This window comes from Gemmata sp. SH-PL17 (genome assembly GCF_001610855.1).
GTDB lineage: Bacteria > Planctomycetota > Planctomycetia > Gemmatales > Gemmataceae > Gemmata > Gemmata massiliana.
The window spans coordinates 5,949,623-5,975,081 of record NZ_CP011271.1; the positions used below are offsets into that span (position 1 = coordinate 5,949,623).

The 25,459-nt window shown below is 64.7% G+C and carries 18 protein-coding genes; 7 read left to right on the top strand and 11 right to left on the bottom strand.

Features of this window, described 5'->3' with window-relative positions:
* Positions 1–213 precede the first annotated feature (213 nt).
* Positions 214–963 carry a glycosyltransferase family 2 protein gene (locus VT84_RS24540; protein WP_157469797.1) on the top strand — a complete coding sequence of 250 codons (750 nt, stop codon included), beginning with the start codon at positions 214–216 and terminating at the stop codon, positions 961–963.
* A 93-nt stretch (positions 964–1,056) separates the two neighbouring features.
* Here VT84_RS24540 and VT84_RS24545 read toward each other — a convergent pair whose 3' ends face one another.
* The 6 genes from VT84_RS24545 to VT84_RS41195 all read right to left on the bottom strand — a co-directional run bounded on the left by VT84_RS24545 (position 1,057) and on the right by VT84_RS41195 (position 7,118).
* Positions 1,057–1,935: a hypothetical protein gene (locus tag VT84_RS24545; protein ID WP_052560380.1), complete on the bottom strand. Its 879-nt coding sequence runs from the start codon at positions 1,933–1,935 to the stop codon at positions 1,057–1,059.
* A gap of 113 nt (positions 1,936–2,048) precedes the next feature.
* Positions 2,049–2,942 (bottom strand): hypothetical protein, encoded by an 894-nt coding sequence (locus VT84_RS24550; RefSeq protein WP_082841336.1) that lies wholly within the window; start codon positions 2,940–2,942, stop codon positions 2,049–2,051.
* A gap of 38 nt (positions 2,943–2,980) precedes the next feature.
* Positions 2,981–3,811 carry a hypothetical protein gene (locus VT84_RS38880; protein WP_052560378.1) on the bottom strand — a complete coding sequence of 277 codons (831 nt, stop codon included), beginning with the start codon at positions 3,809–3,811 and terminating at the stop codon, positions 2,981–2,983.
* The gene (locus tag VT84_RS24565; protein ID WP_082841339.1) at positions 3,811–5,739 is read right to left on the bottom strand and encodes a serine/threonine-protein kinase; all 1,929 of its coding nucleotides are present in this window, start codon (positions 5,737–5,739) and stop codon (positions 3,811–3,813) included. Before VT84_RS24565 ends, VT84_RS38880 begins: the two co-directional genes overlap by 1 nt.
* A gap of 156 nt (positions 5,740–5,895) precedes the next feature.
* Complete coding sequence (locus VT84_RS41190; protein WP_239465468.1) at positions 5,896–6,570, bottom strand: hypothetical protein; 675 nt, start codon at positions 6,568–6,570, stop codon at positions 5,896–5,898.
* Between the two features lie 29 nt (positions 6,571–6,599).
* Positions 6,600–7,118 carry a hypothetical protein gene (locus VT84_RS41195; RefSeq protein WP_239465469.1) on the bottom strand — a complete coding sequence of 173 codons (519 nt, stop codon included), beginning with the start codon at positions 7,116–7,118 and terminating at the stop codon, positions 6,600–6,602.
* A gap of 162 nt (positions 7,119–7,280) precedes the next feature.
* On the opposite strand from VT84_RS41195, the gene VT84_RS24580 reads away from it, so the two are divergent.
* Entirely contained in the window at positions 7,281–8,651 is a 1,371-nt protein-coding gene (locus VT84_RS24580) for a hypothetical protein (RefSeq protein WP_157469799.1), read from the top strand.
* Between the two features lie 263 nt (positions 8,652–8,914).
* Here the strand turns inward: VT84_RS24580 and VT84_RS41960 are convergent, their stop codons facing one another.
* The 3 genes from VT84_RS41960 to VT84_RS24595 all read right to left on the bottom strand — a co-directional run bounded on the left by VT84_RS41960 (position 8,915) and on the right by VT84_RS24595 (position 15,141).
* Positions 8,915–12,175, bottom strand: a complete 3,261-nt coding sequence (locus VT84_RS41960; RefSeq protein WP_082841341.1) for a sigma-70 family RNA polymerase sigma factor — start codon at positions 12,173–12,175, stop codon at positions 8,915–8,917.
* A 104-nt stretch (positions 12,176–12,279) separates the two neighbouring features.
* A complete protein-coding gene (locus tag VT84_RS24590) occupies positions 12,280–12,852 on the bottom strand; it encodes a hypothetical protein (RefSeq protein WP_082841342.1) in 573 nt (190 codons plus the stop codon).
* A gap of 156 nt (positions 12,853–13,008) precedes the next feature.
* Entirely contained in the window at positions 13,009–15,141 is a 2,133-nt protein-coding gene (locus VT84_RS24595) for a PQQ-binding-like beta-propeller repeat protein (RefSeq protein ID WP_082841343.1), read from the bottom strand.
* A 346-nt stretch (positions 15,142–15,487) separates the two neighbouring features.
* Between VT84_RS24595 and VT84_RS24600 the strand changes: the two genes are divergently transcribed.
* The 4 genes from VT84_RS24600 to VT84_RS24615 all read left to right on the top strand — a co-directional run bounded on the left by VT84_RS24600 (position 15,488) and on the right by VT84_RS24615 (position 21,392).
* A complete protein-coding gene (locus tag VT84_RS24600; RefSeq protein ID WP_162271835.1) occupies positions 15,488–18,838 on the top strand; it encodes a sigma-70 family RNA polymerase sigma factor in 3,351 nt (1,116 codons plus the stop codon).
* 202 nt (positions 18,839–19,040) lie between these two features.
* Positions 19,041–20,006 (top strand): DUF1559 domain-containing protein, encoded by a 966-nt coding sequence (locus VT84_RS24605; protein ID WP_082843405.1) that lies wholly within the window; start codon positions 19,041–19,043, stop codon positions 20,004–20,006.
* 28 nt (positions 20,007–20,034) lie between these two features.
* A complete protein-coding gene (locus VT84_RS24610; RefSeq protein WP_052560366.1) occupies positions 20,035–20,511 on the top strand; it encodes a hypothetical protein in 477 nt (158 codons plus the stop codon).
* 11 nt (positions 20,512–20,522) lie between these two features.
* The gene (locus VT84_RS24615) at positions 20,523–21,392 is read left to right on the top strand and encodes an alpha/beta hydrolase (protein WP_052560365.1); all 870 of its coding nucleotides are present in this window, start codon (positions 20,523–20,525) and stop codon (positions 21,390–21,392) included.
* 67 nt (positions 21,393–21,459) lie between these two features.
* Here VT84_RS24615 and VT84_RS24620 read toward each other — a convergent pair whose 3' ends face one another.
* Positions 21,460–22,383 (bottom strand): sulfurtransferase, encoded by a 924-nt coding sequence (locus VT84_RS24620; protein ID WP_082841345.1) that lies wholly within the window; start codon positions 22,381–22,383, stop codon positions 21,460–21,462.
* A 359-nt stretch (positions 22,384–22,742) separates the two neighbouring features.
* Here VT84_RS24620 and VT84_RS24625 point away from each other — a divergent pair, with 359 nt between their 5' ends.
* Entirely contained in the window at positions 22,743–24,833 is a 2,091-nt protein-coding gene (locus VT84_RS24625) for a S9 family peptidase (protein WP_082843406.1), read from the top strand.
* 80 nt (positions 24,834–24,913) lie between these two features.
* Here the strand turns inward: VT84_RS24625 and VT84_RS24630 are convergent, their stop codons facing one another.
* On the bottom strand, positions 24,914–25,342 hold the full coding sequence (locus VT84_RS24630) for a hypothetical protein (RefSeq protein ID WP_082841346.1): 429 nt from the start codon (positions 25,340–25,342) through the stop codon (positions 24,914–24,916).
* Positions 25,343–25,459: the final 117 nt, after the last annotated feature.

Genomic DNA, 25,459 nt, shown 5'->3' on the forward strand with positions numbered 1-25,459 from the left:
CAAATGCCCCGCCCAACATCTCGGAATCTTCTCGCTAGCGGAATCTCCCCCTGCCGGCTTCACCCAATTATACGCATCAAAGTGGACACGCGATCACAAAACATTCCCGAACGATAATTTTTCCTGATTCATGCCGTCTCGATTGGCACTGAATACGAACGAATTAAACACTTGTCGCACAATCTGATTCAATCAGCCACACAGGAGCGCACCGTGTTCGGCGGTTCCACCCCGGAACATATCTGCACTGAACTCGTTTCGTGCATCATGCCGACCCGCAACCGGCGCACGTTCATCCCACTTGCAACTCGAGCTTTTCTCGCCCAAGACTACCCGAACAAAGAACTCATTGTGATCGACGACGGAACCGATCCCGTGGCGGATCTGTTCGCGAGCGTGCCCGGCACGCGGTATTTCCGGCTCCCGGGAGCGGTAACGATCGGCGAAAAGCGCAACCTCGCGTGCGAACTCGCGCGGGGCACGCTGATCGCCCAGTGGGATGACGACGATTGGTTCGCGACGAATCGGTTGAGCTATCAAACCGAACCGTTGCGCGCCGGGAACGCGGACATCACAGGACTGGTAACGGACCGCGTGCTCGTTTTGCCAGAAGGCACCTTTTGGACGATCCGCCCCGCGCTGCACGCACACATGTTCGTCGGCGACGTCCACGGCGGCACGCTCGTGTTTCGCAAATCACTGTTCGGCAAGCACGTGCGCTACCCAACTATCAGTGCTGGTGAGGACGCGGCCCTGCTCCGTGCCGCACTCGATCACGGGCACCGGTTACGCCGGCTCCCGAACTGTGGCACCTTCGTTTACGTCCGCCACAGTGCAAACGCCTGGCGGTTCGACACCGGGAGCTACATCGCCCCAAATGGCTGGCAGCGCGCGGAACGGCCCGACGCATTCACACACGAACTACTGGAGCACTATCGATTGGCCGCAACCTCGAATGCGTGAACCCCGCCCGCAAGGGCGGTGGGTGTGCTCGTCATTGAGCCACCCACCGCCCTTGCGGGCGGGGTTCACATGGGTTGGTGCGAACGAAGCCGGTCACTTCTTCAAAGCGTTGACCTTCACGGCGTTGGTGATCGTGCTCTGAAGCGTGAGTGACCCGGAATCGGGCAGTTCGGCCGTGATGTCGATGGTCGTTTCCGCTTTCGACTCCTCGAAATCGATGGTGCCGTCGATGCACGTATCGAGCGTTCCCTTGAGAACCACCTTGCTGTCGGCGGTGGTCTTGAACGATTGCCCGTTGAGGTCGATCTCGGTCACCGCGACCGTAATCGTGAGTTCGATCACACCGAGCTGCGCCCCGCCCCGTTTGTAGGCTTTTACTAGCTTCCCTTCGATCGTCGATTTCTCCACGTCGATCTTCATCCGGTCGTCGTTGAGGGCCTTGAACATCTTCGCACTCTCGGCCGCGGGGACCTTCCAGTCCGCACCGATTTTAACGGCCTCCTTCGGTATGAACTCCCGGGGGTTCGGTCGGTTGTTCTTCTTGAAGCTCTTGTACAGTTCCGGGGCGTCGCGCTCTTCGAGCACCTTCCCGTCGACGCTGAACTGGTAGGCGTCTCCTTTGTCTTCGATGAGAACGCTCTTCCCTGCGAACACGGCCTTGGTGGTTTCGCCCTTCACGGTCTTCTCGGCGACGGTGTACTTCCGCAGCAACTTCGTGGCCCGCGAGTCGCCGGCCTTCTTCTCCAAAATCTCCTCGGTGTAGGACTCGCGCGAATCGATCACCGCGTCGTCCTTGTCGTTCATGTCCGCGGTGTCGATGAAGAGCACGACCTTGGCACCCTCACTCTTCTCCGTCGCGCTCTTATCGCCCTTCTTACTCTCGTAGAGTTTGATGGTGTATGTCTCGTCCGCGGCTCCGACGCTCCCGGCGTTCAGAGCAATCACGAGCACACTCGCCAGTAACGTCCGCATCGATCGTCCCCCGCGTTGAGTGTTACCGGCCAAGCGCCGGTTCTCCCTACGAAGCGGAAGTTCCGATTGGGTGTTACTGAGCTTTGACGTGTGTTGCGAACGTTGAATATCCACTACTTCGGAAGGTACCCGTTGTACGTCGCCGAGAAGCCGACCCCGAACGCCTCACCGGGGCCGTGGTAGTGCCCTCGAGTCGAATTGTCCCCGCCCGTGTGGTCGCCGAGGCTCGGTACGTGGAAGTAGCTCTTCCGGCCGACTTCGCTCACGGCCAGTGAAATCACCTCGTCCGTTCCGATCGTGTCGCGGTGGGTCCGAACGGTGCGCGAGTTCAGGATCGCGCGCAGCCCCGCGCGCGTGAAACACCACGCCAGCGCGCCCCACGTGCCCGCCCCCACGGGCAGGTGGCGCCAGCCGACCGGTCCGCTCGCATCGGGCAGGTTGTGGTACGGGGTGTACAGCGAAACGTACCCCCACCTGCCGCGCGGGAGGACGTCGATCGCGTGCTGAAGTGCCAGCGCCGCACACGGACAGAACCGCACGTCGTCCTCGCAGAGCAGAACAAACGGTGTGTCCGTTTCCGCGAGCATCCACCGGGCCGCCGACACCCAGTTGCCCCACAACCCGAGTTGCACCGCGTTCCGATGAAAAACTACCCCCGAAGCGTCCGGTACCGGCGCCGTGGGTTCGGCGAAGACGCGAACCGGTTGCGGGAACCCCCCGCGCCGGAGTTCCGCGAGCGTTTGGGGCAGCGTCGCGACCGGGCGCGGCGCGGTGATAACCCCGATCGCGATGAGTTCGGGGCAGTGTTCGACCCGAATGCCCGGCGCGGCCGGCTCGGGGCAGCCGGGGGACGCGGGTTCGTGGTCCACATACGGGCACCGCGACCGGCACACCTCACCCGGAACCAACCCCGTGCGGAGCACGAGCCGGTCCGAGTAACACAACCACCGATCGGGAAGGAGTTGCTCCCCGCGGTGTCGGCACGCGGGCAAGTGGGCGAAAGACATATCGGCGCGGTCTCTCAATGAAATCCGGTTTCCCGCACTCACGCGGGGGTCACGACGAGCGCCGGGATACCGGGCTGGTCCGACTCGCACACGAAGCGGCTCGCCCCGTTCGCGCACCACTTGCTCGTCACCCAGGTGAGTTCGACGCGCTGCCCCGCGACGACCATCGCGGCGCGCAGGAGCGCCCCCGTCCCGTCCGCGCGGTGCATCAGTCGGAGGCTCGTCTCGTGGACCGCGTCCGTCCCGTTCAGCCCGCGCCAGACCGGGTCCGCCGGGGTGGACCCTTCGAGCACGTACCGGAGGACCGGTGCGGCCGCGCCCCTCAGCGCGCCGACCAGTTGCGCCGCCGGCCCGCTCACCGCCCCGTCGGGAGCAGCAAGTTCGACGCGGAACTCGCGCGGCACCGCGTCGAGTTCCGGGGCCACCACCCTCATGGGTGTCGAGGAACTCGACGAGCCGCTCGGCGCGCACGCGGGATACACCTTGGACCCGTGGTTCCACGCGGTGTACTCGCCCCAAACCGCGACCAGGTCGTTACCCGAGGTGCCCCCGGGAACCGGGTGAACGATCGGGAGCGCGGTAACGGCGTACCGGATGACGCCCCCCTCCCCGAGCGGGTTCGCGGGAACGACCTTCGTCGGGTCGTCGTACACCTTGACGTGAATCGCCCGTAACTGGAACTCGTCGTTGTTGGGGTCGATCACGCCCCCTATGGTGATCCGCCCGCTCGCACACGGCGCGCTGTTGATCGTGATGGTGGGTGTCGCAAAACGTGACACGGCACTGGCCCTCAGGAGCGCGTACCCGAACAGGAAGCCGGCTAAAAGCCCGCCGGCGCCCGCGAGCGCGAATTGGGCGAAATGTTCCATTACGGTCCCTCCGGGGCACGGGGTTGGGCGTCGACGAGTAGGGGGATCGGGGCGCCGTTCAGAGTGAGGTTCGAGAACAGCCCCTCGCTCCGGCGGGTGTACACACCGAACGGCCCGTCCGCGGGCAGTTGGAGTTCGGGGACCGCGCTCCCGAGCGCCTTGTACTCCACGTCGTTGAGCCACACTTCGGCCAACCGGTTGTTCCGCACACACAAGCGGAGCACGTTCTCCTCGCGCAGCACCGGGACCGGTGCGCTCTCGAGGTTCTTCCCGTGAATTTTGGGGACCTGCGGATCGAACCGGTAGCTCTCGACCGATCGGTTGAGGGTGATTTTGTTGTCGCCGTCCACGACGATCTGGATCAGCTCGAAATCCGCGGTACCGGTGGCCGGGTTCAACCGGTGCCCCAGGAACACTCCGATCCAGCCAACGTTATTGAGTTGTCGAACGGTGACGCTGAGCTCCCACGCGGCCCCCCTCCCCTCCCCGAGTTGGAGCAGCCCGACGCGGTCGGTCGACGTTTTGAGCCGGTTCGCGGGTAGCACGTCCCACTTGCACTCCGCGCGCCCCGTGGGCCAAACCAGTTCCTTCACCGCGGGCACCTTGGCAACCGGTTCCACGGGCGCCCCCGCGAACGGGCGCCCGCTCCCGGTATAAACGGCCGATCCGATGAGGCTCCCCAACAGGAGAACGATCCCCGCTCCGAACACAGCGGGCCTCAGCCACGCGCGCGCGGCCGGCCCCGGGCGCGCGCGGTGCGCGACCGCCGTTTGCGTCGCGTCCGCCAACCACGCTTCGAGGTCCGCGGCCAGGTCGCGCGCGGTCCGGTAGCGCTCGCGCACCTCTTTCGCCAGGCACTTCAGGCACGCGCGCTCGAGTTGCTCGGGGATCTCGGGATCGATGGTCCGGGGCGGGCGCGGCTCGCGCCGCAGGATCAGTTCCCGGTACTCGTCGATGCTCTCGGCCCGGAACAGCGGGCGCCCGGTGAGCAGTTCGTACAGCACGGCCCCGAGCGCGTAAATGTCCGCGCGCCCGTCGAGCAAGTGGGTGTCCCCGCGGATCTGTTCGGGCGACATGTACGCGAGCGTGCCCGCGACCCGGCTCCGCTCCGCGAACAGTTCGTCCTCGCGAACGGCCAGCCCGAAGTCGGTGAGGTACGGGTTCCCGGCCCGGTCGAGCAGGATGTTGGCGGGCTTGACGTCCCGGTGGACCAGCCCGGCGAGGTGCGCGGTGTCAAGCGCCCCGGCGACGGCCGCGACGAGCCGCGCCGCCCGGGTGAACGAGAAGCGCTCGGTCTCGGCGCACGTCCGGAGGCTCTCGCCGTCGACGAACTCCGAAACGATGTACCACCCGCTCGCGCCCTCGATCACATCGTGGACCGGCACGAGCGCCGGGTGCCGCAGCGCCGCCGCCTTACGCGCTTCCCGCAGGAACGTGTCGCGCGGCAACTCGCGCCCGGGCGCACGCGGGAGCTGGACCTTCACCGCCACGAATTTTTGTAGCACCGGGTCGAACGCCTGCCACACCTCACCGAACGCCCCGCGCCCCACGACGCGGACGAGCCGGTAGCGCCCCAGGAACTGCCCGGGTGCGACCGCTTCATTGTTTTCGGCGCCGAAGAAGAACACGGGATCGGGTTGCGGAAAACTGAGCGTCCCGCGCCCCTCCGCGGAGATCGTCAGCGCGCCGTCCGGTCCCGAGACGTTGAGCGAAGCGAGACCGGGTGACGGTGAGAGTTCGCGATTTTGTGATTCGTCGGTGGGTTCGGCGCGCGGCTCCCGGCGGAGCCGGAGCAAGCGGTCCAGGCGCGCGGCCACGCCGGGGTCGGTCGCGCGCAGGGCGCGCAAGTAGTGTTCCGCCCCGGAGCCACTGAGTGCGAGAAGTTGGTCGAGGGCGATGTTCAGGCGCTGGTCCGAGTCGGGTTCCATCGGTGGCGCTCCGTGGTTCCGGACGGTTCGAGCCTCGCTGCGGGTCGGGGAGGGAACGACCTCACAATAAAATTACCACATCGGCAGAAAATCGGAACATACTACCCGGATTTGATTTTCGCAAATTTTCGATGTGCCGCTGCCACTCCACTTCCGCTACGCCTTGCCGAGGACGAGATCGACGACCCAGCACCCGCGCGCATGCGATCCTTCGCCGCGGCAGTGATCCAAGATGTCGGTACTATCACAGCCCGCGTCCTGGAGCGCGTCGGCGAGAATCGGCATCGCGCCGAAGTCACGCGACTCGTACATCCGCGACGCAATCGCACCCACAGGCGAGGTGCGCCACGAAGGAGAGAAGGCCACGGGGCGGAACGGGTTCCCAAAGATATCGCGGAGCAGGCTGAGTTGAATCGCGCGCTCCGCCGCGTTGGTTCGCACGCGGGACTGGCCGATCGCCTCCGCGGCCCGAGTCGCGGTCAACTGGAAGTAGATCTTGGCGGTGCCGTGAACCACCATTTCGACCGCATTGGCCGCCCACCCGTCCGGTTCCCACTTGGACTCCGTCTGCCCCAATTCGTTCACCGCGGCGCGTGCGGCCACTTGTGCGGCGATCAGAGCCGCTCGCTTGGCCGCGCCGTCGGCGAACTGCTCAGCCACCTCTATAGCGACGAAACTCCGTTCGTCGGTCAACAAATTCCCGAGTCGTCGACAGCACGCGCAACCGAACAGCCGCATCTTCCGGGCGTTCTGTCGCCGCTGCACGGCCTCACACACCGGGAACCACGACCCGGCCGTGAGCCACTGGGTTTCGGTGATCGGTGTCTTCATTCGGGCCTCGCTATGATCGTGCCTTCAACCTACTCCTTGCCGAGCACGGGGTCCACGACCCAGCACCCGCGGACGTGCGGTCCGTTGTTGCGGCAGTGATCGAGGACATCGGCGCTGTCGCATCCCGCGTCCTGGAGCGCGTCGGCGAGGACCGGCGTCGCGCTGAAGTCACGCGAGCCGTACATCTGCGATGCAAGCGCAACCACGGTCGAGGTGCGCCAGGAGGGGGAGAGAGCGACCGGGCGGAATGGGTTCCCGAAGATGTCGCGGATGAAGTTAGCAAATCGAGCACCGTTGGAATTTGCACATATGATCGGATGATCGAAAATTTCCTCGATTAGAGAGAAGGCCGACATCCCGGTAGTGAACTTGTGCTCGTCCACTTCTGCTTCCTCGATACTAGCTTTTGCTCCTCTATCCAATGAGTCCCAGACAAGACGGCAACCGGCACAGGAAAACAGCACCAACCTTCTAAATGATGTGCGTCGGTCTGGAACCTCCAACATCGGTTTCGGGTCAGTTGCTACCAGCCATTCCTCTTCGGTCATCGGCCACCCTCCGGAGTTGCTCCCAGCATGACCGATTCCGCGCCTTCCGCCCAGCCGAGTTGCGCGCCCGGAGCGGAAACGCGCGGCCCCTAAAAAGGGGCTCGCACCACCCGTTGCGTCGGTTAGAATCGCCGCACTCGCTCCTCACCACGGGTACCCCACATGCCTGCCCGCTCCTGCCTCGCCGTTGTCATTTCACTTGCGGTCTCCGCACTCAGCGCTGCGGCCGATCAACCACCTCCGCCCACAGCCATTCGGGTCGGAGCTGCGGCCATCGAACTCGAAGCCGATGACGACATGGTCATTGGCGGGGGCATCCTCCCCTACAAGATCAAGGGCCAGGAGGGGAAACTGCGGGCGATCGCGACCGTCGTCGAGAAGCCCGGCGCGGGCAAGGTGTGCGTCGTCGCGTGCGATGTGCTCATGCTCAACCGCGACCTGCTCGATCCCGTAACGGAGGAGATCGCCAAGGCGCTCGGGATTCCCGAGGCGAACGTCCTCATCAACTGCACGCACACGCACCACGCGCCGAGCACCGTTACCATTCACGGATACGCGCGCGACGAGGTGTTCTGTCGCCGGGTGCAAAAGGCGATCGTGAAAGGTGCCCGGGACGCCGACGCGAAGCTCAAGACCGGAGCCGCGACAGCCCATTTCCGACTCGGCGAGGAGTCGTCTGTCGGGCAGAACAGCCGACTCCTCCTGAAGGACAACAGTATCTTCTGGATCGGCCCGCGCGACGACGCGGTGCGCCCAACCGGGCCGTTCGACCCGGAACTCCCGGTGCTCGCGTTCCGCGGCGCGAACGACAAGCCGCTCGCGGTCCTGTTCAACCACTCGACGCACACAATCGGGGGGCGCACCCCCGGGCGCTCGCCGGCCTTCTACGGACTCGCGGCTCAGGAACTCGAAACCGAACTCGGCGGCACGTTCCTGTTCCTGGAAGGCGCGTCCGGCTCTACGCACAACCTGAGTTCCACGGCCGCCGAAAACACTATTCGCATCAAGCAGGCCGTAAAAGACGCACTGGTGAAAACCGCCCCGCTCCCGGTGGCCCGCGTGACCGCGGTGAAGAAGCCGTTCAAGTTCAAGGTGCGCACGTTCGACGAGGCGAAGGAAGAGGCCGCGGTGTCGGCGTACTGCAAGACGCGCGCGGGGAAGCAGGCGGAGGCGTACACCGATGTTTTCCGCGCACAGCGCAAGGTGCTGGCCCCGAAACAGGGCGAGGAGCGGACGACGGTGATTCAAGCGGTGCTGATCGGTGACGTGGTTTTCGTGGGCGTGCCGGCGGAGTTCTTCACGGTGCTGGGCCAGGACATCAAGCGCCGATCCCCGTTCCGGTACACGTACATCGCGGAACTGGCGAACGACTACATCGGTTACCTCCCGGACAAGAAGGCGTTCGAGCTGGGCGGTTACCAAACGTGGACCGGGCTCCACAGCTTCGCCGAACGCGACACGGGCGAGCGCATGGTCGATACGGTGGTGACGATGCTGGAGGAACTGGCGAAGAACCCGTCATCCGCTCGTTGACACTGGTGTTCTCTCAAAGCCTCTTGGCGAACGGCCGGTGTAAGCCGGCCGGTGAGAATCACGAAGCCGATCACGGAGCCTATTCAGTGAACCCCGCCCTTGCGGGCGGCGGGTGGAAGCACCTGGCGGAATCACCAAAGCGCGGGGCAACAGCCTACCGCCCTTGCGGGCGGGGTTCACGGGTCTCAACGCGCAACAACCAACCACAGCACGCTCCACCGGCCGGCTCACACCGGCCGTTCGCCGGTCCCTGAAACCGCGTATCAACGCACGGATGGGGCACCCCGTTTACTCTTCAGACGACTCAGCGCGCCCGCCGCGTCGCGCGTGAGCACGAAGTCGGGGTCACCCGTGGCCAGGCGCGTCAGCACCTTCTGTGCCTCGGGGGTGCCGATGCGCTCCAACACTTCCGCGGCCCGAAACGCGCGCAAGTGCTCTCCCGAGAGTCTCGTTTCCTTGAGGACCGCGTTGAGGCGCGTACGCACTTCGGGCACGTCCGATTTCTCGGCCGCGTCGCGGAGTTGCATGGCCGCGGACAGAGCGAGCTCGGTTAGCTCTTTCGAGGCGCGCTCTCGTTCTGTGAAGTCGGAACTCCCCAACTTCGCGATCAGACCGGTGACGATTTTGGGGTCCACGGGCGCCGATGGTTTGACGCGGTCCGTGATGAGTTTGAGAGCCGCGGCCGAGTCCGCGGACAGGTACCGGATCGCCGCGAACCCCTTCCTGGCGTCCAAAACCGCCAGGTCCGTCCACGCCGCGTCCACGTTGTTGGGCGCGGGAGCCGGCGCCAGTCGCTCCCCGGTCACGTCCCAAATCAGGAGCGTGCGATCGGTCGCGAACGTACACAGGCGCGTTCCGTCTGGGGAGAACCGCACGCCCCACGGCGCGCTGATGTGCCCCGTGAAGCGGAACCGCTCTGTGCCGGTGGCCACCTCGTACACGCGCACGTCACCGGGGCCGAAAGCAGCGGCGAGTGTCCGACCGTCCGGTGAGAAACCCAGCACCGGGGAACTCCGTTCGCCGGTTTCTTTCGGCCCCGGTCCGACCAAAATACGCAGTTCGCGCCCGGTGCTCGCATCGGCAAGCCCCACGGTCCCGTCCTTATCCGACAGTGCCAAATAGCGTTCGTCGGGAGATACTGCCGCCCTTCCCGACCACTTCTCGGCTAGTCGGAGCTCTTCCTTGCCGGTTTCAAAATCGATCACGCGAATACCGGGCGCCCCTCCGCGTACCAGTAACCGCCCACTGTTCCGAAGGAACGTAAGTTGAACCACGAACCCGCCGGCGTGGGGAATTCTGCGCGCCTCTTTTCGTCCGGCCACATCCCACACATGTAGCGCCTTCGCTCCCCCACTCACCAGGGACTTACCGTCCGGGGTGAAGACCAAACCGCGCACCATCCCGTCTTTGGCTGCAAACGAGTGTAGCTCCTTGCCCGTTGCCGGCTCCCACAACCGAACCGTTCCGTCCTGACTTCCGGTCGCCAGCAAAGTCCCGTCCGGACTGTACGCGACGCTCTCGACCCCGGACGTGTGGCCGACGAGGTCGAGTACCTTCCGGCCGGTCGTTGGATCCCATACCCGTGCGACGCGGTCCGTATATGACGCTCCGGACACGATACGCGCTCCGTCCGGTGACCAGGTCGCGTCGTGGATCACGTACCGGTGCCCGCCCGTGTCATCGAGCGGTTTCCCCGTTGCGGGATCCCAAACGCTCACCCGGCTCCCGTCTGCGACAAAGAGCCGCTTCCCATCTCCCGTAAACGCGGCTTGAAACACCTGAAAATCGTGGGATTGAATGTCCCGGAGTTTCTTCCGCGCCGCTACGTCCCATATCCGAAGGACGTTCACGTTCGTGGCCCCCACGAGGGTCTTTCCGTCGGGGGAGAACGCCAGAAACTGCCCGAGTCGCTCGGGTTGATCGGCCAGTTTGGGCAACTCCTTCCCGGTGTCCACGTCCCACATCTGAATCTTCGTTGTCTTCTGGTCCTCGCGGGCCAGGAGCTTGCCGTCCGGAGAGAGTGCGACCGCCTCTGAGAACTGCTGCCCGGTCGGTGGGAGTTGGAGCAGCAACTTCGCGGCCCCCACGTCCCACACCCACACCGAGCCGTCGGTCAAATAGTACGCGACGCGCTTCGAGTCCGTTGAGAACCGAATGGGGTTGTTGAAAGCCGGCTGACCAGAGCAGGGACCAAGTTCGGTCCAGCGCTCTTTGTCGAGATTCCAGATGCGGAAGGCGCCCACAAAACCCTGCGCGCCAAAGTCTCGATGAAGAACTGCTACGCTCTTCCCGTTCGGGGCCGGCCCTGCTGTGGACCAGTCACCGATCGAGGGAAAAGACCGAATCAGCTCTCCGGACACCGGATCAAGGACGCGACTCTCGTTCTTGTCTCGTACCACTGCGACCAAGCGATCACCGGCCGAAATGAGATCGAACCGCACCTGTTGCGGTCCCGATTTCGTCAACCCCTCCCAGAGCGCGACCGGCTGCCCCGACTCACCGTCCCAAAGTTTGAGTCCCGTCCTGCCATAAGACGCGACTAATTTCCCATCCGCCCCCACGATCAACCGATCAATTGTCTCACCGTGGTGAAAACGAATCGACCCGAGTCGCGCCACCGCGCCGGGCGGGAGCGGGTCACCGAACGCATCGGTTGTTGGTACGGGGGCTGCCTTCGCGACGGGTTGCGCCACGCGCGGGGCCGGCGCAGGAGCAGGCGGGCTTTCGACCGGTTGGCCGGCCGCTGCCAAAACGAACGCCAGCACCGTAACGGCTGGGGCGAGCAGCACCGCGCGCCACCGTGTGCTTCTCCCGATGAGTGCGGCGAGCACTGGCGGTGCCCCCGCACTGACGCTCACCGATACAACCCGGACTGTGCTTTCCACAAGCGCCGCGGGCACGGGCTGTGGCGTGCCAACAACAAGTGCCGGAACGGTCAGCGGTAAGCCGTAACGGGCGAGGCGCCGACGGAGCCGCTCGCGCCCGCGATCGAGGCGCCCGCGCAGTACGCCGGGTTCGCACCCGATCCGCTGCGCGGCTTCTTCGTGCGTCAGTTCCTGGAGGTAGCACAGCACCAGTGGAAGCCGGTAGTTCTCTGGAAGTGCCGCGATCTCAGCGTCGAGTACCTCCCGCACTTCCTTCCACGTGAGATCGTCGGGCGCGGAAGGCGGAACCCGTCGAGCCGCTTCGCGTTTGCGGCGCCGGTCTTCCCCGCGTCGCGCACGCTGAGCGATCCGGACCGCGGCTGCGTGCAACCAGCCGGCCAGTGATCCGGGCCGCGTCAGGCGGTGAGCCGATCGTACCAGGAGCAAGAACACGGCCTGAAACGCATCGTCCGCCGCGGACTCCCCCAGAACGTGCCGACACGTTCGGAGAACGAGCGAGCCGTTGCGCCGGACCAGCTCCGTGAACGCGGCCTCGTCTCGGTCCGCGGTGAATCGCTGGAGCAGCTCGGTATCGCTCGGAGCGCCTTCGTTGTGCAGGGCGATGTCGCGTGCGAGGTGGATCAGGCGGGCGCCGGACATGAAAGAACCTCCGAGGGGTGTTCTACCCGAGAACTCCCCGCCGGAGGTCGCCTATACACACGCGATTTCAAAAAATTCCCGGCTCACGAAAAGTCGGGAACGATTTACACAACGAGCCGCGGCCGGAACCGGCGCACGAGCGCCAGGCACCCGATTCCGCTCACCGCGAGCACCACACCGGCCGGCGCCGGAGTCGGGGTCACCGTCGACGGCCCAATATCCCAGTGCCCCGTACCACCGTCGGCCGTAGCCCCGTCACTCGATTGCGAAACCGCGGCCCAACCCGACGCACCCGGAGTGAGCGCGTCGGAGGTCAAGAACGCCTGAACGAGCCCCGCATCGCCTTGGGTTCCCAGAACCGAACCACTGGTCCCGGTCGGGATTCCGGTGAGTGTGTCGACCGCGATATCGGGGAACACGCCTTCCAGCGCGTAGATCGTCATCACCCCGCTACTGTCTTTAAACGTGAACTTGTAATTCTTGATGTCGGCCGTTGAGAGCAAGCCGTCGGCCAAATCTGCTTGATCGACCTGAAAACTACCGGTTACAGATCCGCCATTAACTGACGAGTCCGTCGTGAAGCTGTAAGTGATGAACCCGGCCTGGGCGGGTGACGCGGCCGCGAGGAGCACGACAACGGCAGCGGCTGTAATCCAATGGTGAACGGCACGTAGCATGGGATTCTCCAAACGAGCGACGGGCGGCCCGTCGTCCGACGGACCGGGGCACGGTGGGAATCCGCAACGCGGCGAGAATCGGCCAAAAATTCGGCACGGAGCGCACAGACGGCACAGATCAAGAGTTCACGTTTTTTGTGAACTCTTTGGGTGGATTCACTTTCGAGCAACGGCGACGAGCGCGTCTTTTGTGCGAATGAACAGCGCGCTGCCGCAAATGGCGGGCGTGGCCATACACACGTCGCCCATTTTGTTGACCGCCAACAGTTCAAATTCCGGACCGGCTTTTACCACGCGCACCTCGCCCTGTTCCGAGGTGAAGTACAGGCGCCCGTCGGCCGCGACCGGGGAGGCCGTGTAGCTCGTCCCTCCGACCCGCTCCTTGTACAGCTCCTTGCCGGTCGCGGCCTCGTAACACGTGACCATTCCGGCGTTTCCGATCGTATAGAGGTGCTTCTGGTACACGATCGGCGTGGGCATATACGGTCCACCTCGTAGTTTCCCCCACGCGACGTGTGCGTTCTTCGATTCGTCTGACTTTAGAGAGATGTCCCCACTCGCGCCGGGCTTGATCGCGAACACCGGTTGGATCGGCCGGTTCCCGCTCACCACGAACGCCAGTTCGGGCGTCAGAACAGGCGTCGGAACGGTCGCTTCCGATTTCTTGTCGAGGCGCCACAGTTCCTTTCCCGTCGCCGGGTCGTACCCGCGTGCGTACTGCGAGGCGTTGGTCACGATCTCGACACGCTTCGCGTTCCGCCACACCGCCGGGCTGCTCCACGACGGGATCTCGTCGCGTGCCGTCGACCAGAGGCGCGAACCGTCCGCGAGGCTGTACGCGGCAATGAACGAGTCCCGGCTCAGGTCACACTGCAAGATCACGCGGTCCTCGTGGATGATCGGCGACGCGGCGAAACCCCACTCGTACTGCTGCTCCAGCGCGAAACTGGAATCGAGGGTGCCGAGGTCGCGCTTCCACAACAGCTTGCCGTCGAAATCGTAGCAGTACAGCCCTTCCGAGCCGAAGCACGCCACCACGCGCCGGCCGTCGGTCGCCGCGGTACAGTTCGCGTGGCTCCCCTTCAGGTGCCGTTTGATCTTCGGCACGCCCTCGAACGCGGTCTTCGTCCACAGGATCTTCCCCGTGAGCCGGTCGAGGCACACGACCTGGAACGCGAGCTTACTGTCGTCCTTCACCGAGTTCGGATCGCCATAATTCCCGGTCTTGAGTTCGGTGTTGCCGCCCACCGCACTGGTGAGGAAGATGCGATCGCCCCAAATCACCGGGCACGAGTGCCCCAGCCCGGGCACCGGCGTCTTCCACCAGATGTTCGCGCCCGTCTTGGCATCCCATGTCAGCGGCGGGTCTTGTCCGTCGGCCACACCGGTCGAGTCCACACCACGAAACTGCGGCCAGTTCGCCGGCGTTACGGCCTTTCCTCCGGCGACCTCTTTGGGCGCGACAGGCTCCTTCGGAACGGGCTTCGATCCCTGTGGAAAATACACAGATTCCGCCGTGAACCGCTTGGTAATGACTCGCGTAACCTTGTCCCCCTTCCGCTCGAACACGAGTGAACTCTCTTCGACTCCAAGGGGAACGAAAGCCCCCGGTCCCGTCGGTTTGTACGCGACCCGGCTGAAGCCCGAAACGGTCACCAGCCCCGTGTCCTTGATTTCGACCTTCATCGTCCCGCCGTATTCGCTCTCGTAACTGCCTGCGAACTGTTGCCAGGCGTCGCGATCTTTCTGTTCGGCCACCGGCAGCGGCTTCGCGCCAGCTTTGGTGAGCACGTCGCGAACGTCCTTCTGCGATTCACCGGTCGAAAAGAGTGCCGCATCGAGCGCTTCCTGGCTCACCTTCGCGCCGTCGAGGAGCGCCCGAAGTACGGGAAGGTTCCCGCGCCCCGCGGCGGAAACGACGGCCGCGTCGACGTCCTTCGCCCCGGCCTTGAGGAGCGCCTTCACGTTCTCGGGCTTGGTGAGGGACTGGCTGAGGGGCGTTTGGTACCAGATGCCGTCGCGTGCGCTGGGGTCCGCACCGCGTGCGAGGAGCAGCTCGATGATCTCGGTTTTACCTTTACTCGCAGCGATCCACAAAGCCGTGATGCCGTACTCGTTCTTGGAGTTGACATCAGCGCCTTTATCGATGGCCACGACGATCGCTTTTTCGTCTCCGGCCCGAACCGCCGCCCAGAGCGCTTCGCGAGCCTCAACTTTGGGATCAGCCGCCGACGCGGTGGAAGTGAGCACTGCCCCGAAGACAAACACCAGGAAATAACACCAGCGCATGGAACCGCCCTCGAATCGAGACGGAATCAGATCTCGCAAGTACCGCGGTATTCTAACTCCCCGCCCATCCGAGAGAAACGATCCATTCTGGCCCTTGCACAAACACCAACTCGACAACACTTCCGAAACGTGGAACGCGCACTAAAATGACCGTCTGCCTACCCGTAACGCGGTGCGTTGTTCGGTCAAAAAATCCGCTCCCCATTCGGCCCGCTTTGTGTGTGCCGCCGATCCAGATTTCGCGTGTTTTGCTGGAAGTTTTGCGGTTCCGAAAAAATCACGAAATCGACTCATTTGGATCGCGTCGAGCGGAATGATGTCTGTGAAGTCACCGATTGAGGATCGTATGTCGGTCACCGCCACACCCGCCTTCGCAGAGGTCATGCGCCAGATCGCGGGCGGGCTGCGCCCGGACCGAGTTCGGGACGCGGACCTGCTCGCGGACTTCGTGACCGACCAAAACACCGGGTTCGCCGACCTCGTTGCCCGGCACGGTCCGCTGGTGTGGGGCGTGTGCCGCCGGGGGCTGACCGACCCGAACGACGCCGAGGATGCGTTCCAGGCCACGTTTCTCGCACTGGCTCGCCAGGCCCGGAGCCTCGCCGATCGCGTGAGTGGGCACGAAACTCTGGCCGGATGGCTGCATCTGACGGCCCGGCGGATCACTCACAACGTGCGTCGAGCGAGAACGAGGCGGTGTGAACACGAGCGCCGGGCCGCGGCCGAGCGCGAGACACAAGCCGACCTCGTTGTGGAACCGGGCGCCCTGGGTTCGGTGCTGGACGAAGAACTGGCCCGTCTGCCCGCGCGGTTCCGCGAAACGATCGTTCTGTGTTACTTCCAGGGAAAAACCCACGCGGACGCGGCCCGGCAACTGGGCTGCCCGGTCGGTTCCGTATCGAGCCGCCTGGCCCGCGGGTGCGAGTTACTGCGCGACGCCCTGGCGCGTCGGGGCGTCACTCTCAGCATCGGGCTCATGACAGTGGCCGTTGCGGTAGCGGGTGCGGGCGGACACGCGGGCGCGGCTCTTCCGCCCGGGTTGGTGCAGTCCACAATCACTGCAGCTCGCGCGTTTGCAGTCGGCGGACCTGCAACCACCGAACCCGGCCGGCTAGCGCTGGGGGTGGTGCAAGCCAAGAGCGGATTGCGAGGTAAAATCTCCGGCCTCGTGGTGGTCGCGGCCCTGGGAATGACGCTCGCCGCCGCAATGGTGAGTCAAAAACCCGTTCACGCCGACGGGCCAACAGCAGCGAACCCGACCACGGCCCCCGAGACGCAACCGCGAACCGATTCGTCGGGCGACCCGCTCCCGGAAGGAGCCGTCGCCCGGCTGGGGACGTTGCGTTTCCGAACCGGCCAAATGGGGACAGCGGCAAGTGTCGCGTTCGGGCCGGACGGCAAACAACTGATCTCGGCGCACGGCACGGACGTGCTCTTCGTCTGGGAACCGGCGTCCGGGCGCGAGCTGCGGCGCCTGGACGCCCCTCAAATCTGTAGCGGGGTGAGCGCCACTCCGAACGGCCGACGAATGATCGCCGTCGGGCACGCCGAAGTGTGGGCGTGGGATTTGGCCGCGAACCAACCGCTCGTACTGTGGAAGACCAAGATCGGTCGCCTGATTCGCGCGAACGCCGAAATCTCCCCGGACGGCCGGTGGGTCGCGGTCGGCGGCGAAACAAAAGGAAACGTGGTCCTGCTCGACGCGGCCACAGGGGACGAGGTCCGAACGCTCTCCGTTGGCGGGTCCGGGTTCGCGTTCTCGTCCGATTCCAAGCTCCTCGCGGTGTGGGCCAAAGCACCGAGTTTGAATGCGGGTACGAAGACGGACGTGACCGTGTGGAACGTGGCGGATGGTAAGCTCCGGTACACACTGCCGTTCGCAAACACGACCGTGACGAGCGTCGCGTTCGCACCGGACGGGAAGACGGTCGCCACGGTCGCGGAAGACCGGCGGCTCCAATTGTGGGAAGCGGATAGCGGGAAGGCGCAATCGAAGCTGGCCGAGGACGCCGATCCACACGCCTCCGTCGGCTTCGTCAAAGACGGTACACTGGTCGAAGCGAGTGCGGGGCGGATTCGGTTCTGGAACCCCATAACGGGCAAGCAATCGAAACCGGCCATCAAGACCACGGACACCTCAGACGTGTACCGCTTATCGGCAGACGGCACCCAACTGGCCGGGGCCGGATTGTTCGGTGTCAGTTTGCATGAAGTGGCCTCCGGTCGCGAGATCGGGACCACAGCCGGAATGCCGGATGGCTTGGTTCACTCCGTCACGTTCACGCCCGACTCTTCGGCGATGGTAATGGCCGTTTACAGCGAATCGGCGGGTGCCGCACTGCACCTCTGGGACGCGAAGGACGGGCGGCTCCGCCGGCGCACAGAAGTCGGGCCACGCCAGATCGTTTGGGGCGTCGATGTCGCGAGTGACGGCACTGTGTCGGCCGCGTGCGTGCCGCTGTATCAGACGCCGCAACCTCCAACCCGCATCGTGACCTGGGACGCGGACCTCGCCCGCGTGCGTGCGACGTTCAGTCTCCCGACCGGCGTTCGGTGCGGAGCGGCCTCGCCCGATAATCGCCTGATCGCGATCTCGACGGGCGAACGGGTCATTCTCTGCGACCGAACCACCGGCAAAGAAGTGCGAACCCTGCCGGGAAAATGTGAAGCCACCAGCCTCGTGTTCTCGGCCGATGGGAGCTGCCTCGGCGCCCTCGACCCCGCGGCCAAGCGCGTTACGGTTTGGTCGCTCGCGGACAAGCGCGACAAGCCGTGGGTGTGGTCGCCCGCCCCGGTCATGGGCAAGGTCGCGGATATCCGCGCGCCTCTCGCATTGGCTCCAGACGGCCGGATGTTCGCGCTGAACGCGACCGGGATGCACGGCATTGTCAGCGTGATCGAAACCGCGACCGGTACCGAGCTGTGGCACGCAGACGCACGACTGAGCGGGCTTCCAGCCCAGGAGTTCGCGTTCGCACCGGACGGTCGCACCTTAGCCGCGGCCGGAACGGATGGAACGGTGCGAGTGTGGGAAGTTGCAAGTGGTGGAGAACGCTACCGCTTCGCGGGCCACCGGGCCGGGGTGTTCTCGGTCGCGTACAGCCCGGATAGTCGCCGATTGGCCTCCGCCAGTTACGACAGTACCGCACTCGTGTGGGATGTGGCCACCCTGCCCCGCGGAACTTCAACTGGGAAAGCCGCCGTAGGAGATCCCTGGCTCGTTCTCGCCGGTCAGGATACCGCGGCCGCGGCTCGCGCGATCGCAACGCTGACCGATGCCCCGGACACCGCGATCCCGTTGCTTCGGACCAAACTGACACCGCCCCCCGCGGCGAAGCCCGAGCAGATCCGGCAGTGGCTCACCGACCTGGGTGCCGACGATTTCAAGGCCCGCGAAACCGCGAGCCGCGAACTATCTCTGCGAGGTGACCTGGTGCTTCCGGAGCTGCGCCGGGCACTGACTAACGCGGATGTGGCCGAAGTGCGCTCACGGCTGGAGCAGTTAATCAACCGACTCGGAGCGCAATCACCGGACCGCCGGGCGGTGATCCGAGGGATCGAAGCTCTGGAACGGATGGGAACGAACCCGGACTCACAACGCCTGCTCCGAGAGTTAGCAGAAGCACCCGCCGAGAGTGTGTTGGGACGCGAGGCCCGGGCCGCGTACAGGCGGCTCACCGCTCCCCCGCCGCAGTAATTGACCCGCAGAGTTTGTAGTGCTGTTCACCGCGTAACGGAGCATTTCGGCTCCATCACGCGGGTGCGTGGAGTTCATCCCTCTCCGTTCACGCGACCGATACCGGGCCGACTCGCGCTCTCCCCGTGCCCCGGTCGAGTTTGTCGAAACGATTCCGATCGTTTCCCTCTTCCCATTATTTTTTGTTAGGGAGGATCGATTCATGATTCGTTCCGCGCGCCGATCCGCGTTCACGCTGATCGAGCTACTGGTTGTTATTGCGATCATTGCCATTCTTATCGGGCTACTGCTGCCGGCCGTTCAGAAGGTCCGCGAGGCCGCGGCCCGGATGAAGTGCTCGAACCACCTCAAGCAACTGGGCATCGCCGCCCACACGTACCACGACGCCCAACAGAAGTTCCCGATGGTGAGCGCGGGCGGAACGACCACCGCTCCCGGCTATGCGACGTGCTTCGTCCCTCTGCTCCCATACCTGGAGCAATCCGCCCTGTACGACGCCTTCTACGCCAAAGCCATCGCGCTAAAGCGGACGTCGATGGGCAACATCAGTGACGGCGGAACGGGTTCGCTCGACGCGGCGGCCCTTACGGTTCTGGTTTGCCCGTCCTCCACGCTCCCCAGCGGTGGCGTGGGCCAGCAACCCGGCACCAACATTTACAACGGCCTGACGAGCTACCACCCGAGCGCGACCGGCCTGGACCGTTCGGACAGTCGCTGGGGGAGCGACGGCGTGATCTCGAACGTGCGGAGCACCAAGATCCTCGACATCACCGACGGCTCCTCGAACACGCTCATGTTCGGGGAATGGTCGAACTTCGACCTCAACTTCACGAAGTGGGGGGCCGTGCTTGGCAGCGACTCGTCCTACCAGCTCTGGATTCTCAGCGGGTGCTGGAGCGCGTCGGAAGGTACGTGTCTCGGTACGGGTGGGCTGACGCTCAACTACAATCTCCCGGCACTTTCGGCCGCGGCCGACCCGCTCACGGCACTCAACACCATCCAGCTCCGGGCGCAAGCGTTCGGGAGCATGCACACCGGGGGCGCCAACTTCGCGCTGGCGGATGGCTCGGTCCGGTTCATCTCGAACAACGTTAACAGTTCCCCGCTGGTCCTGCCCGCGCTCTGCTCGCGCGCCGGCGGGGAAGTCGTCGATTCTTCCGCGTACTGACCCCACCCCACCACCGGAGGAACAAACCGTGCCGCGCCGATACCTGATCGCGTTGCCGTTCGTCGCCCTGATCGCCGGGTGCGGGGAGCGTCAGCCGGAGTTCGCTGTGGTCGAAGGGACGATCACCCGCAACGGGCGCCCGGCCGCCCACATCGAGGTCGCGTTCTACGCCGACGAGAACACGCAAGGTCCGCGCACCTCGGGAACAACCGATGCTAACGGTCGGTACCAATTGTTAACCGAGACCGGACAAGTCGGAGCCGTAGCGGGGCGCTACCGGGTGTGCCTGTACGACCGCGCCCCGGCGCTGTTGGTGTCCGCCAACCGGCTCTCGCTCACACCGGCCCAGGCGCAAAAGCTCCCGGCGGAAGTCGCCGCCAAGCTCCCGTCCACAAACGGTCGGTCGAGTTCCCGCGTGCCGGACCCGTATACTCGACCGTGGGAGACGCCGCTGCGGGCCGAGGTCCGGCCCGGAACTCAGGCGCTCGATTTCCAGATCCCCTGAGCGGAAGCGCCATGACCCGACGGCGGCGGGTAGTTCTCATCGCGAGCGCTGTCGTGCTCGTGGCCCTCGTTGTGTGGTTTTTACTCCCCTCCAACGAGGGGGGAATCGTCTTCGCGGCCCCCGGCGGTACGCCCCTCACACTGGACCTGGATTACCCGTCCGGTCCGGGACCGCACCCGGTCGTTCTGTTCGCGCCACACCGGGGCGATTGGGGGCCCTCGTTCAAGCGCGACGATCGGTGCCGGATTCTGGTCGACAACCTCACGCGCAACGGGTTCGCCGTTGCCACCATGCACTACCGGCTCGTCGGGGAGTACCGGTTCCCGTCTCAGATCGAGGACGGCAAGGCCGCGGTTCGGTGGCTGCGTGCAAACGGCGCGCAGCACGGTTTGAAGACCGATCGGATCGGCGCAGTTGGCGTGTCGGCCGGCGGGTACGGGGTCTGTATGCTCGGCACGACGGGGCCGAGCGATGGATTCGATGCACCCGGTGAAGATCCGGCAGCTAGTCGAGTGCAGGCGGTTGTGGCGCTCGGTGCCCCGGTGGACTGGACGGCCCCGATCTGGTCGAAAATGGTCGAACGGCAGTACCTGCGCCCGTACCTCGGCAAGACCTACACCGAAGACCCGGACCTCTACACGCGGGCGTCACCGGGCACTTACGCCACCGCGGACGATCCGCCCTTCCTGCTGATCCACTCCGTCGACGACCAACTGATTCCCATCGCACAGGCCCACGCATTCGCGGTGAAACTCCGGCGTGCGAAGGTGCCTGTCGAGATCGTTGAGGAAACCGGCGCCGAACACGTGTGGGGCGGCGAGCGCCTGGAAAAGACGCTCGCGGCGGTGGTCCAGTTCCTCGACCGCACGCTCCGCCGGTAACGCCTCACCAAGAGCGGTGTAGCTCTTGGTAAGGAATCCACCTGAGACGGTATCAGTTGTATCACCTTCACTTCTTGGGTTCGCCCTTCTCGGCGGCAAATTGTTTTAACGAAGCGTACTCCTTCCACGAGCCTTCGTAGAGGTGCACGTTCGGGTACTTGGCGACGTGTTTAAGGTAGAATCGGAGCAGGCTCCCCTCGCGCGACGTACCGCAATACACGTAGATCACCGCGTCCGCCTTCAGGCCGGCCGCCTCGAGGTCCGCCTTGACCTTCTCGAACGGGAGGAATTTGTGGGTGTTGTCCTTCTCCATGAGGCGCGCCCAGTGAAAGCTGATGGCCCCGGGGATGTGCCCCTTGCGGAGCCAGATATCGTCGTCGCCCAGGTACTCGTTGTGGGGCCGCGCGTCCACGAGTACCGTGCTGGGTTTGCGCTTGAGCACGTCGTCCACGGTCAGCGCGATCTCGGGCTTGCCCTTCTCGGGGAGCGTGCCCTTCGGGTTCCCGAAGTATTCCTGGGTGACCGGGAGCTTCTGCTTGGTCCACTCGGGCAGGCCCCCGTCCACGATCCGGATGTTCTCGACCCCATATTTCTCCAGCACGTAGGCCACCATGCTGGCACTCAGGATCTCGTCGTTGGGGAGCTTGTCCCCGGTCGCGTAGATCAGGTGCAGCCGGTCCTTGTTCACCCCGGCCCGGACCAGCAGGGCTTTCGTCAGATCGTCGGGCAGGTACTGGACCGGAACTCCATTGTCGGTCCCGCGCAGGGTGTCGAAGTTCAGGTGGTGTGCGGTCGGCAGGTGCCCGCGGAAGTAGTCCTTGTACCCGCCCCGGGTGTCGAGCACGATCGGGCGCTTGGCCGGGTCCGCGTCCTCGACCAGTTTCTTCGCCTCGGCGGGGGAAATGATCCCGATATCGGCACGGGCCAGGTTCGGTGTCGAGAGTGCGAGCGCCACGAGCAGGCACGAGACGCGCAGTTGGAATGGGTTCATAGTGTCGGACGCCCTCTAAGTAGACGTGCAGTCGGTCAACCCAGGTGCCAATGTAGGGCTGTGTCGAACCGCGTCCAAGCGATCGGCGGGGTTTGGCGAACCGTTCTTCGTAATCACCATTTGTCACCTGTAAGAATGCCGTGAAGTGATGGTGTGCTCGGGCGCCCGCATTGGACGATTTGTCACCTCAATACCTCGTTTCGAGGTGCCTCTGGGTGTTCTCCATAAATTCTTTCCGGCTTCTCATTTGACCGCGGTCGGCAATCATTAAATCATGAAGACGTGACCGCCCGAGTCTCGCCGGGCGGCGCTGACCACTTCGCTCGCACTGGGGGACCGTCGTGAAGATGCCGGGCCGGATGATTCCGTTCGCTTTATTCGGGGCCATTTCTGTTTCTCTAGCGTGTAGCTCTCTCGCGGCCCAGGACCGGCTCGTGACGATGCCGGGGTACGAGAACTACCAGAAGATGAGTAAGGAGCTTCCGGGCGCGGTGAAATCCGGCGCGGTCGCGGTCACCTGGAAGGACGAGGGGAAGGCATTCGAGTACCGGCACGACGGTAAGTTGCTTCGGTTCGACATCGCGACCGGGAAGACTGCTTCGGTTGGGGAGGCGAAGGACGGGCCGAAGGGGCCGGGCGGGCGCGGGCCGTTTGGGGGCGCGCTACAGGGCGGGGCACCGCGCGGCCGACAGGCCACTTCGACCACGTCACCGGACGGTCAGTTCAAGGCGTTCTACCGCGACCGGAACCTCTGGTTGTCGGACGCCAAGGGGCTGATCGAAATGGCGGTGACGACCGACGGGAGCGAGAAGTCCCGCATCAAGAACGGTTCGGCGAGCTGGGTGTACGGCGAGGAGCTGTTCCAGCGCTCAGCTATGTGGTGGTCCCCGGACAGCAAGAAGATCGCGTTTTACCGGTTCGACGAAACGAACGTCCCCGATTACTATTTGGCGCTCGAGCAGACGGCGCTCATGACGAAGCTCGACGCCGAGCCGTACCCGAAGCCGGGCGCGGCGAACCCGGTCGTCGATGTACTCGTTTACGACCTTGCAACCAAGAAGACGACGAAGCTCGACGTGCGCGACGGTAAGCCGTTCGCCAACGACGTGGTCGGGCACTATGCGTACCGCGTGTCCTGGTCGACGGACGGGAAAGAGGTGCTCTTCGAGCGGACGAACCGGCGCCAGAACGTGCTGGAGTTCGTCGCCGCGGACCCGGCGAGCGGGAAGTGTCGGGTCGTGGTTCGCGAAGAGTGGCCGGCGAGCTGGGTCGAGAACCTGCCGCCGATGCGGTTCCTCAAAGACGGGCGCCGGTTCATCTGGACCTCGGAACGCACCGGGTGGCGCAACCTTTACCTCTACAACCTCGACGGAAAACTCGTCACCACACTCACGAACCACCCGTTCGAGGTGGCGAACGTCGTCCGCATTGATGAAGAGGCGGGCGTGCTCTATTACACCGCCCGCAGCGGCGACAACCCGATGAAGCTCCAACTCCACCGCGTGGGGCTCGACGGCACGGGCGACACGCGGTTGACCGATCCCGCGTTCAACCACGCCATCGATTTCGCCCCGGACGGCAAACACTTCATCGACGTGTACCAGACGCACGCCGCTCCCCCCGCGAGCCGGCTCGTTTCCGCAGACGGAAAGGTGGTCACGGATCTGGCAAAGAGCGACACCACGAAGTTCGAGAAACTCGGGCTCCGGGCGCCGGAACTGCTGAAATTTAAGGCCGGGGACGGCACCACCGACCTGTACGGGTTGTTGCACTTCCCGTCGAATTTCGACCCCGCGAAGAAGTACCCGCTGCTCGTATCGGTGTACGCGGGGCCGGGTACGAACGGTGCCCGGGAAACACACTCCGTAGCGCCGGCACTGGCCGAATACGGGTTCCTGGTCGCGTCGTTCGACTCGCGCAGTGCGGGCGGCCGCGGGAAGAAGTTCCTCGACGCGATCTACGGCAAACTCGGCGTGGTCGAAATCGACGATCAGGCGGCTGGAGTGAAAGCGTTGTGGGAGCGCCCGTACCTCGATAAGACCCGCGTGGGTATTTACGGCGGCTCTTACGGTGGGTACGCCTCGATCATGTGTCTGTTGCGGCACCCGGACGTGTTCCAGGCCGCGTGCGCGTCGTCTCCGGTCACCGACTACCGGCTGTACGACTCGATCTACACGGAGCGGTACATGGGGCTCCCGCAGGACAACAAGGCGGGGTACGACGCGGGTAGCGCGGTGGTTCACGCGGCGAAACTGAAGGGGCGGTTGATGATCTACTACGGCACCGCGGACAACAACGTTCACCCGTCGAACTCGCTGCAACTGATCCGCGCGCTTCAACGGGCGGGCAAGAGCTTCGATCTCCAGATCGGCCCGGACGCGGGGCACTCGGGAATCTCACAACCGCGGATGATGGAGTTCTTCATCGAGAACCTCGTGCTCCGCAAGTAATCAGACTCGTTCGACACAGCACTAAAAACGACAACCGCCGGAGCGAACCCCGGCGGTTGTTTGTTTCTATCGCGGATCACTTACCGACAGAACAACCCCGTGCGCGCTTTCCCGTGGAAGATCGAAGCGCGGGTAACCGGGCCGACCGGTGCGGCCACTTCGGTCGCTGGTGCTTCGGGGAAGACCATCGTGAACGCACCGCTCTGGCGCGTTGTTCCGTCGGTACCCCCGAGCAGCCAGTGGCCGGAGTCGTAGGGGTACAAGCCGTACACGCCGACGGCCAAGCCGCCGCTCTTGTAGAAGGGGATCGCCGGTCCGGGCGGTGTGCCCGGGGGGACGAACACGTTCGGCGCGGGCGAACCGATCGCCGGCGCCACGAGGGTCGGATAGACCCCAACAGGTGGGGCCGGCGGAGGCGGGGTTGTAGGTTTTTGGGGCGGCGGGGGTTGCGCGCCGGCCGAAAGGCCGAGCGCTGCGACCATAACGGCCGCGGTCACGAATCGCTTCATTAGGTGCGTCCTCACAGGTGAAGCAGACCCTTCCAGTCTGCGCGCGACTCGCGCTCCGAGCGCACCCGATCTCCGTTCACGCGGCCGGTCCGTGAACGGGCGCGCCGCGCGAGCCCG

Bases quoted from the DNA above. Each gene is read 5' to 3' on its own strand.
- VT84_RS24605 (WP_082843405.1), top strand. From the start codon at position 19,041: ATGATTCGTTCCGCGCGCCGATCCGCGTTCACGCTGATCGAGCTACTG.
- VT84_RS41960 (WP_082841341.1), bottom strand. From the start codon at position 12,175: ATGTCCGGCGCCCGCCTGATCCACCTCGCACGCGACATCGCCCTGCAC.
- VT84_RS24615 (WP_052560365.1), top strand. From the start codon at position 20,523: ATGACCCGACGGCGGCGGGTAGTTCTCATCGCGAGCGCTGTCGTGCTC.
- VT84_RS24630 (WP_082841346.1), bottom strand. From the start codon at position 25,342: ATGAAGCGATTCGTGACCGCGGCCGTTATGGTCGCAGCGCTCGGCCTT.
- VT84_RS24625 (WP_082843406.1), top strand. From the start codon at position 22,743: ATGATTCCGTTCGCTTTATTCGGGGCCATTTCTGTTTCTCTAGCGTGT.
- VT84_RS41190 (WP_239465468.1), bottom strand. From the start codon at position 6,570: ATGAAGACACCGATCACCGAAACCCAGTGGCTCACGGCCGGGTCGTGG.
- VT84_RS24545 (WP_052560380.1), bottom strand. From the start codon at position 1,935: ATGCGGACGTTACTGGCGAGTGTGCTCGTGATTGCTCTGAACGCCGGG.
- VT84_RS24595 (WP_082841343.1), bottom strand. From the start codon at position 15,141: ATGCGCTGGTGTTATTTCCTGGTGTTTGTCTTCGGGGCAGTGCTCACT.
- VT84_RS24620 (WP_082841345.1), bottom strand. From the start codon at position 22,383: ATGAACCCATTCCAACTGCGCGTCTCGTGCCTGCTCGTGGCGCTCGCA.
- VT84_RS41195 (WP_239465469.1), bottom strand. From the start codon at position 7,118: ATGACCGAAGAGGAATGGCTGGTAGCAACTGACCCGAAACCGATGTTG.
- VT84_RS24600 (WP_162271835.1), top strand. From the start codon at position 15,488: ATGTCGGTCACCGCCACACCCGCCTTCGCAGAGGTCATGCGCCAGATC.
- VT84_RS24590 (WP_082841342.1), bottom strand. From the start codon at position 12,852: ATGCTACGTGCCGTTCACCATTGGATTACAGCCGCTGCCGTTGTCGTG.
- VT84_RS24565 (WP_082841339.1), bottom strand. From the start codon at position 5,739: ATGGAACCCGACTCGGACCAGCGCCTGAACATCGCCCTCGACCAACTT.
- VT84_RS38880 (WP_052560378.1), bottom strand. From the start codon at position 3,811: ATGGAACATTTCGCCCAATTCGCGCTCGCGGGCGCCGGCGGGCTTTTA.
- VT84_RS24580 (WP_157469799.1), top strand. From the start codon at position 7,281: ATGCCTGCCCGCTCCTGCCTCGCCGTTGTCATTTCACTTGCGGTCTCC.
- VT84_RS24550 (WP_082841336.1), bottom strand. From the start codon at position 2,942: ATGTCTTTCGCCCACTTGCCCGCGTGCCGACACCGCGGGGAGCAACTC.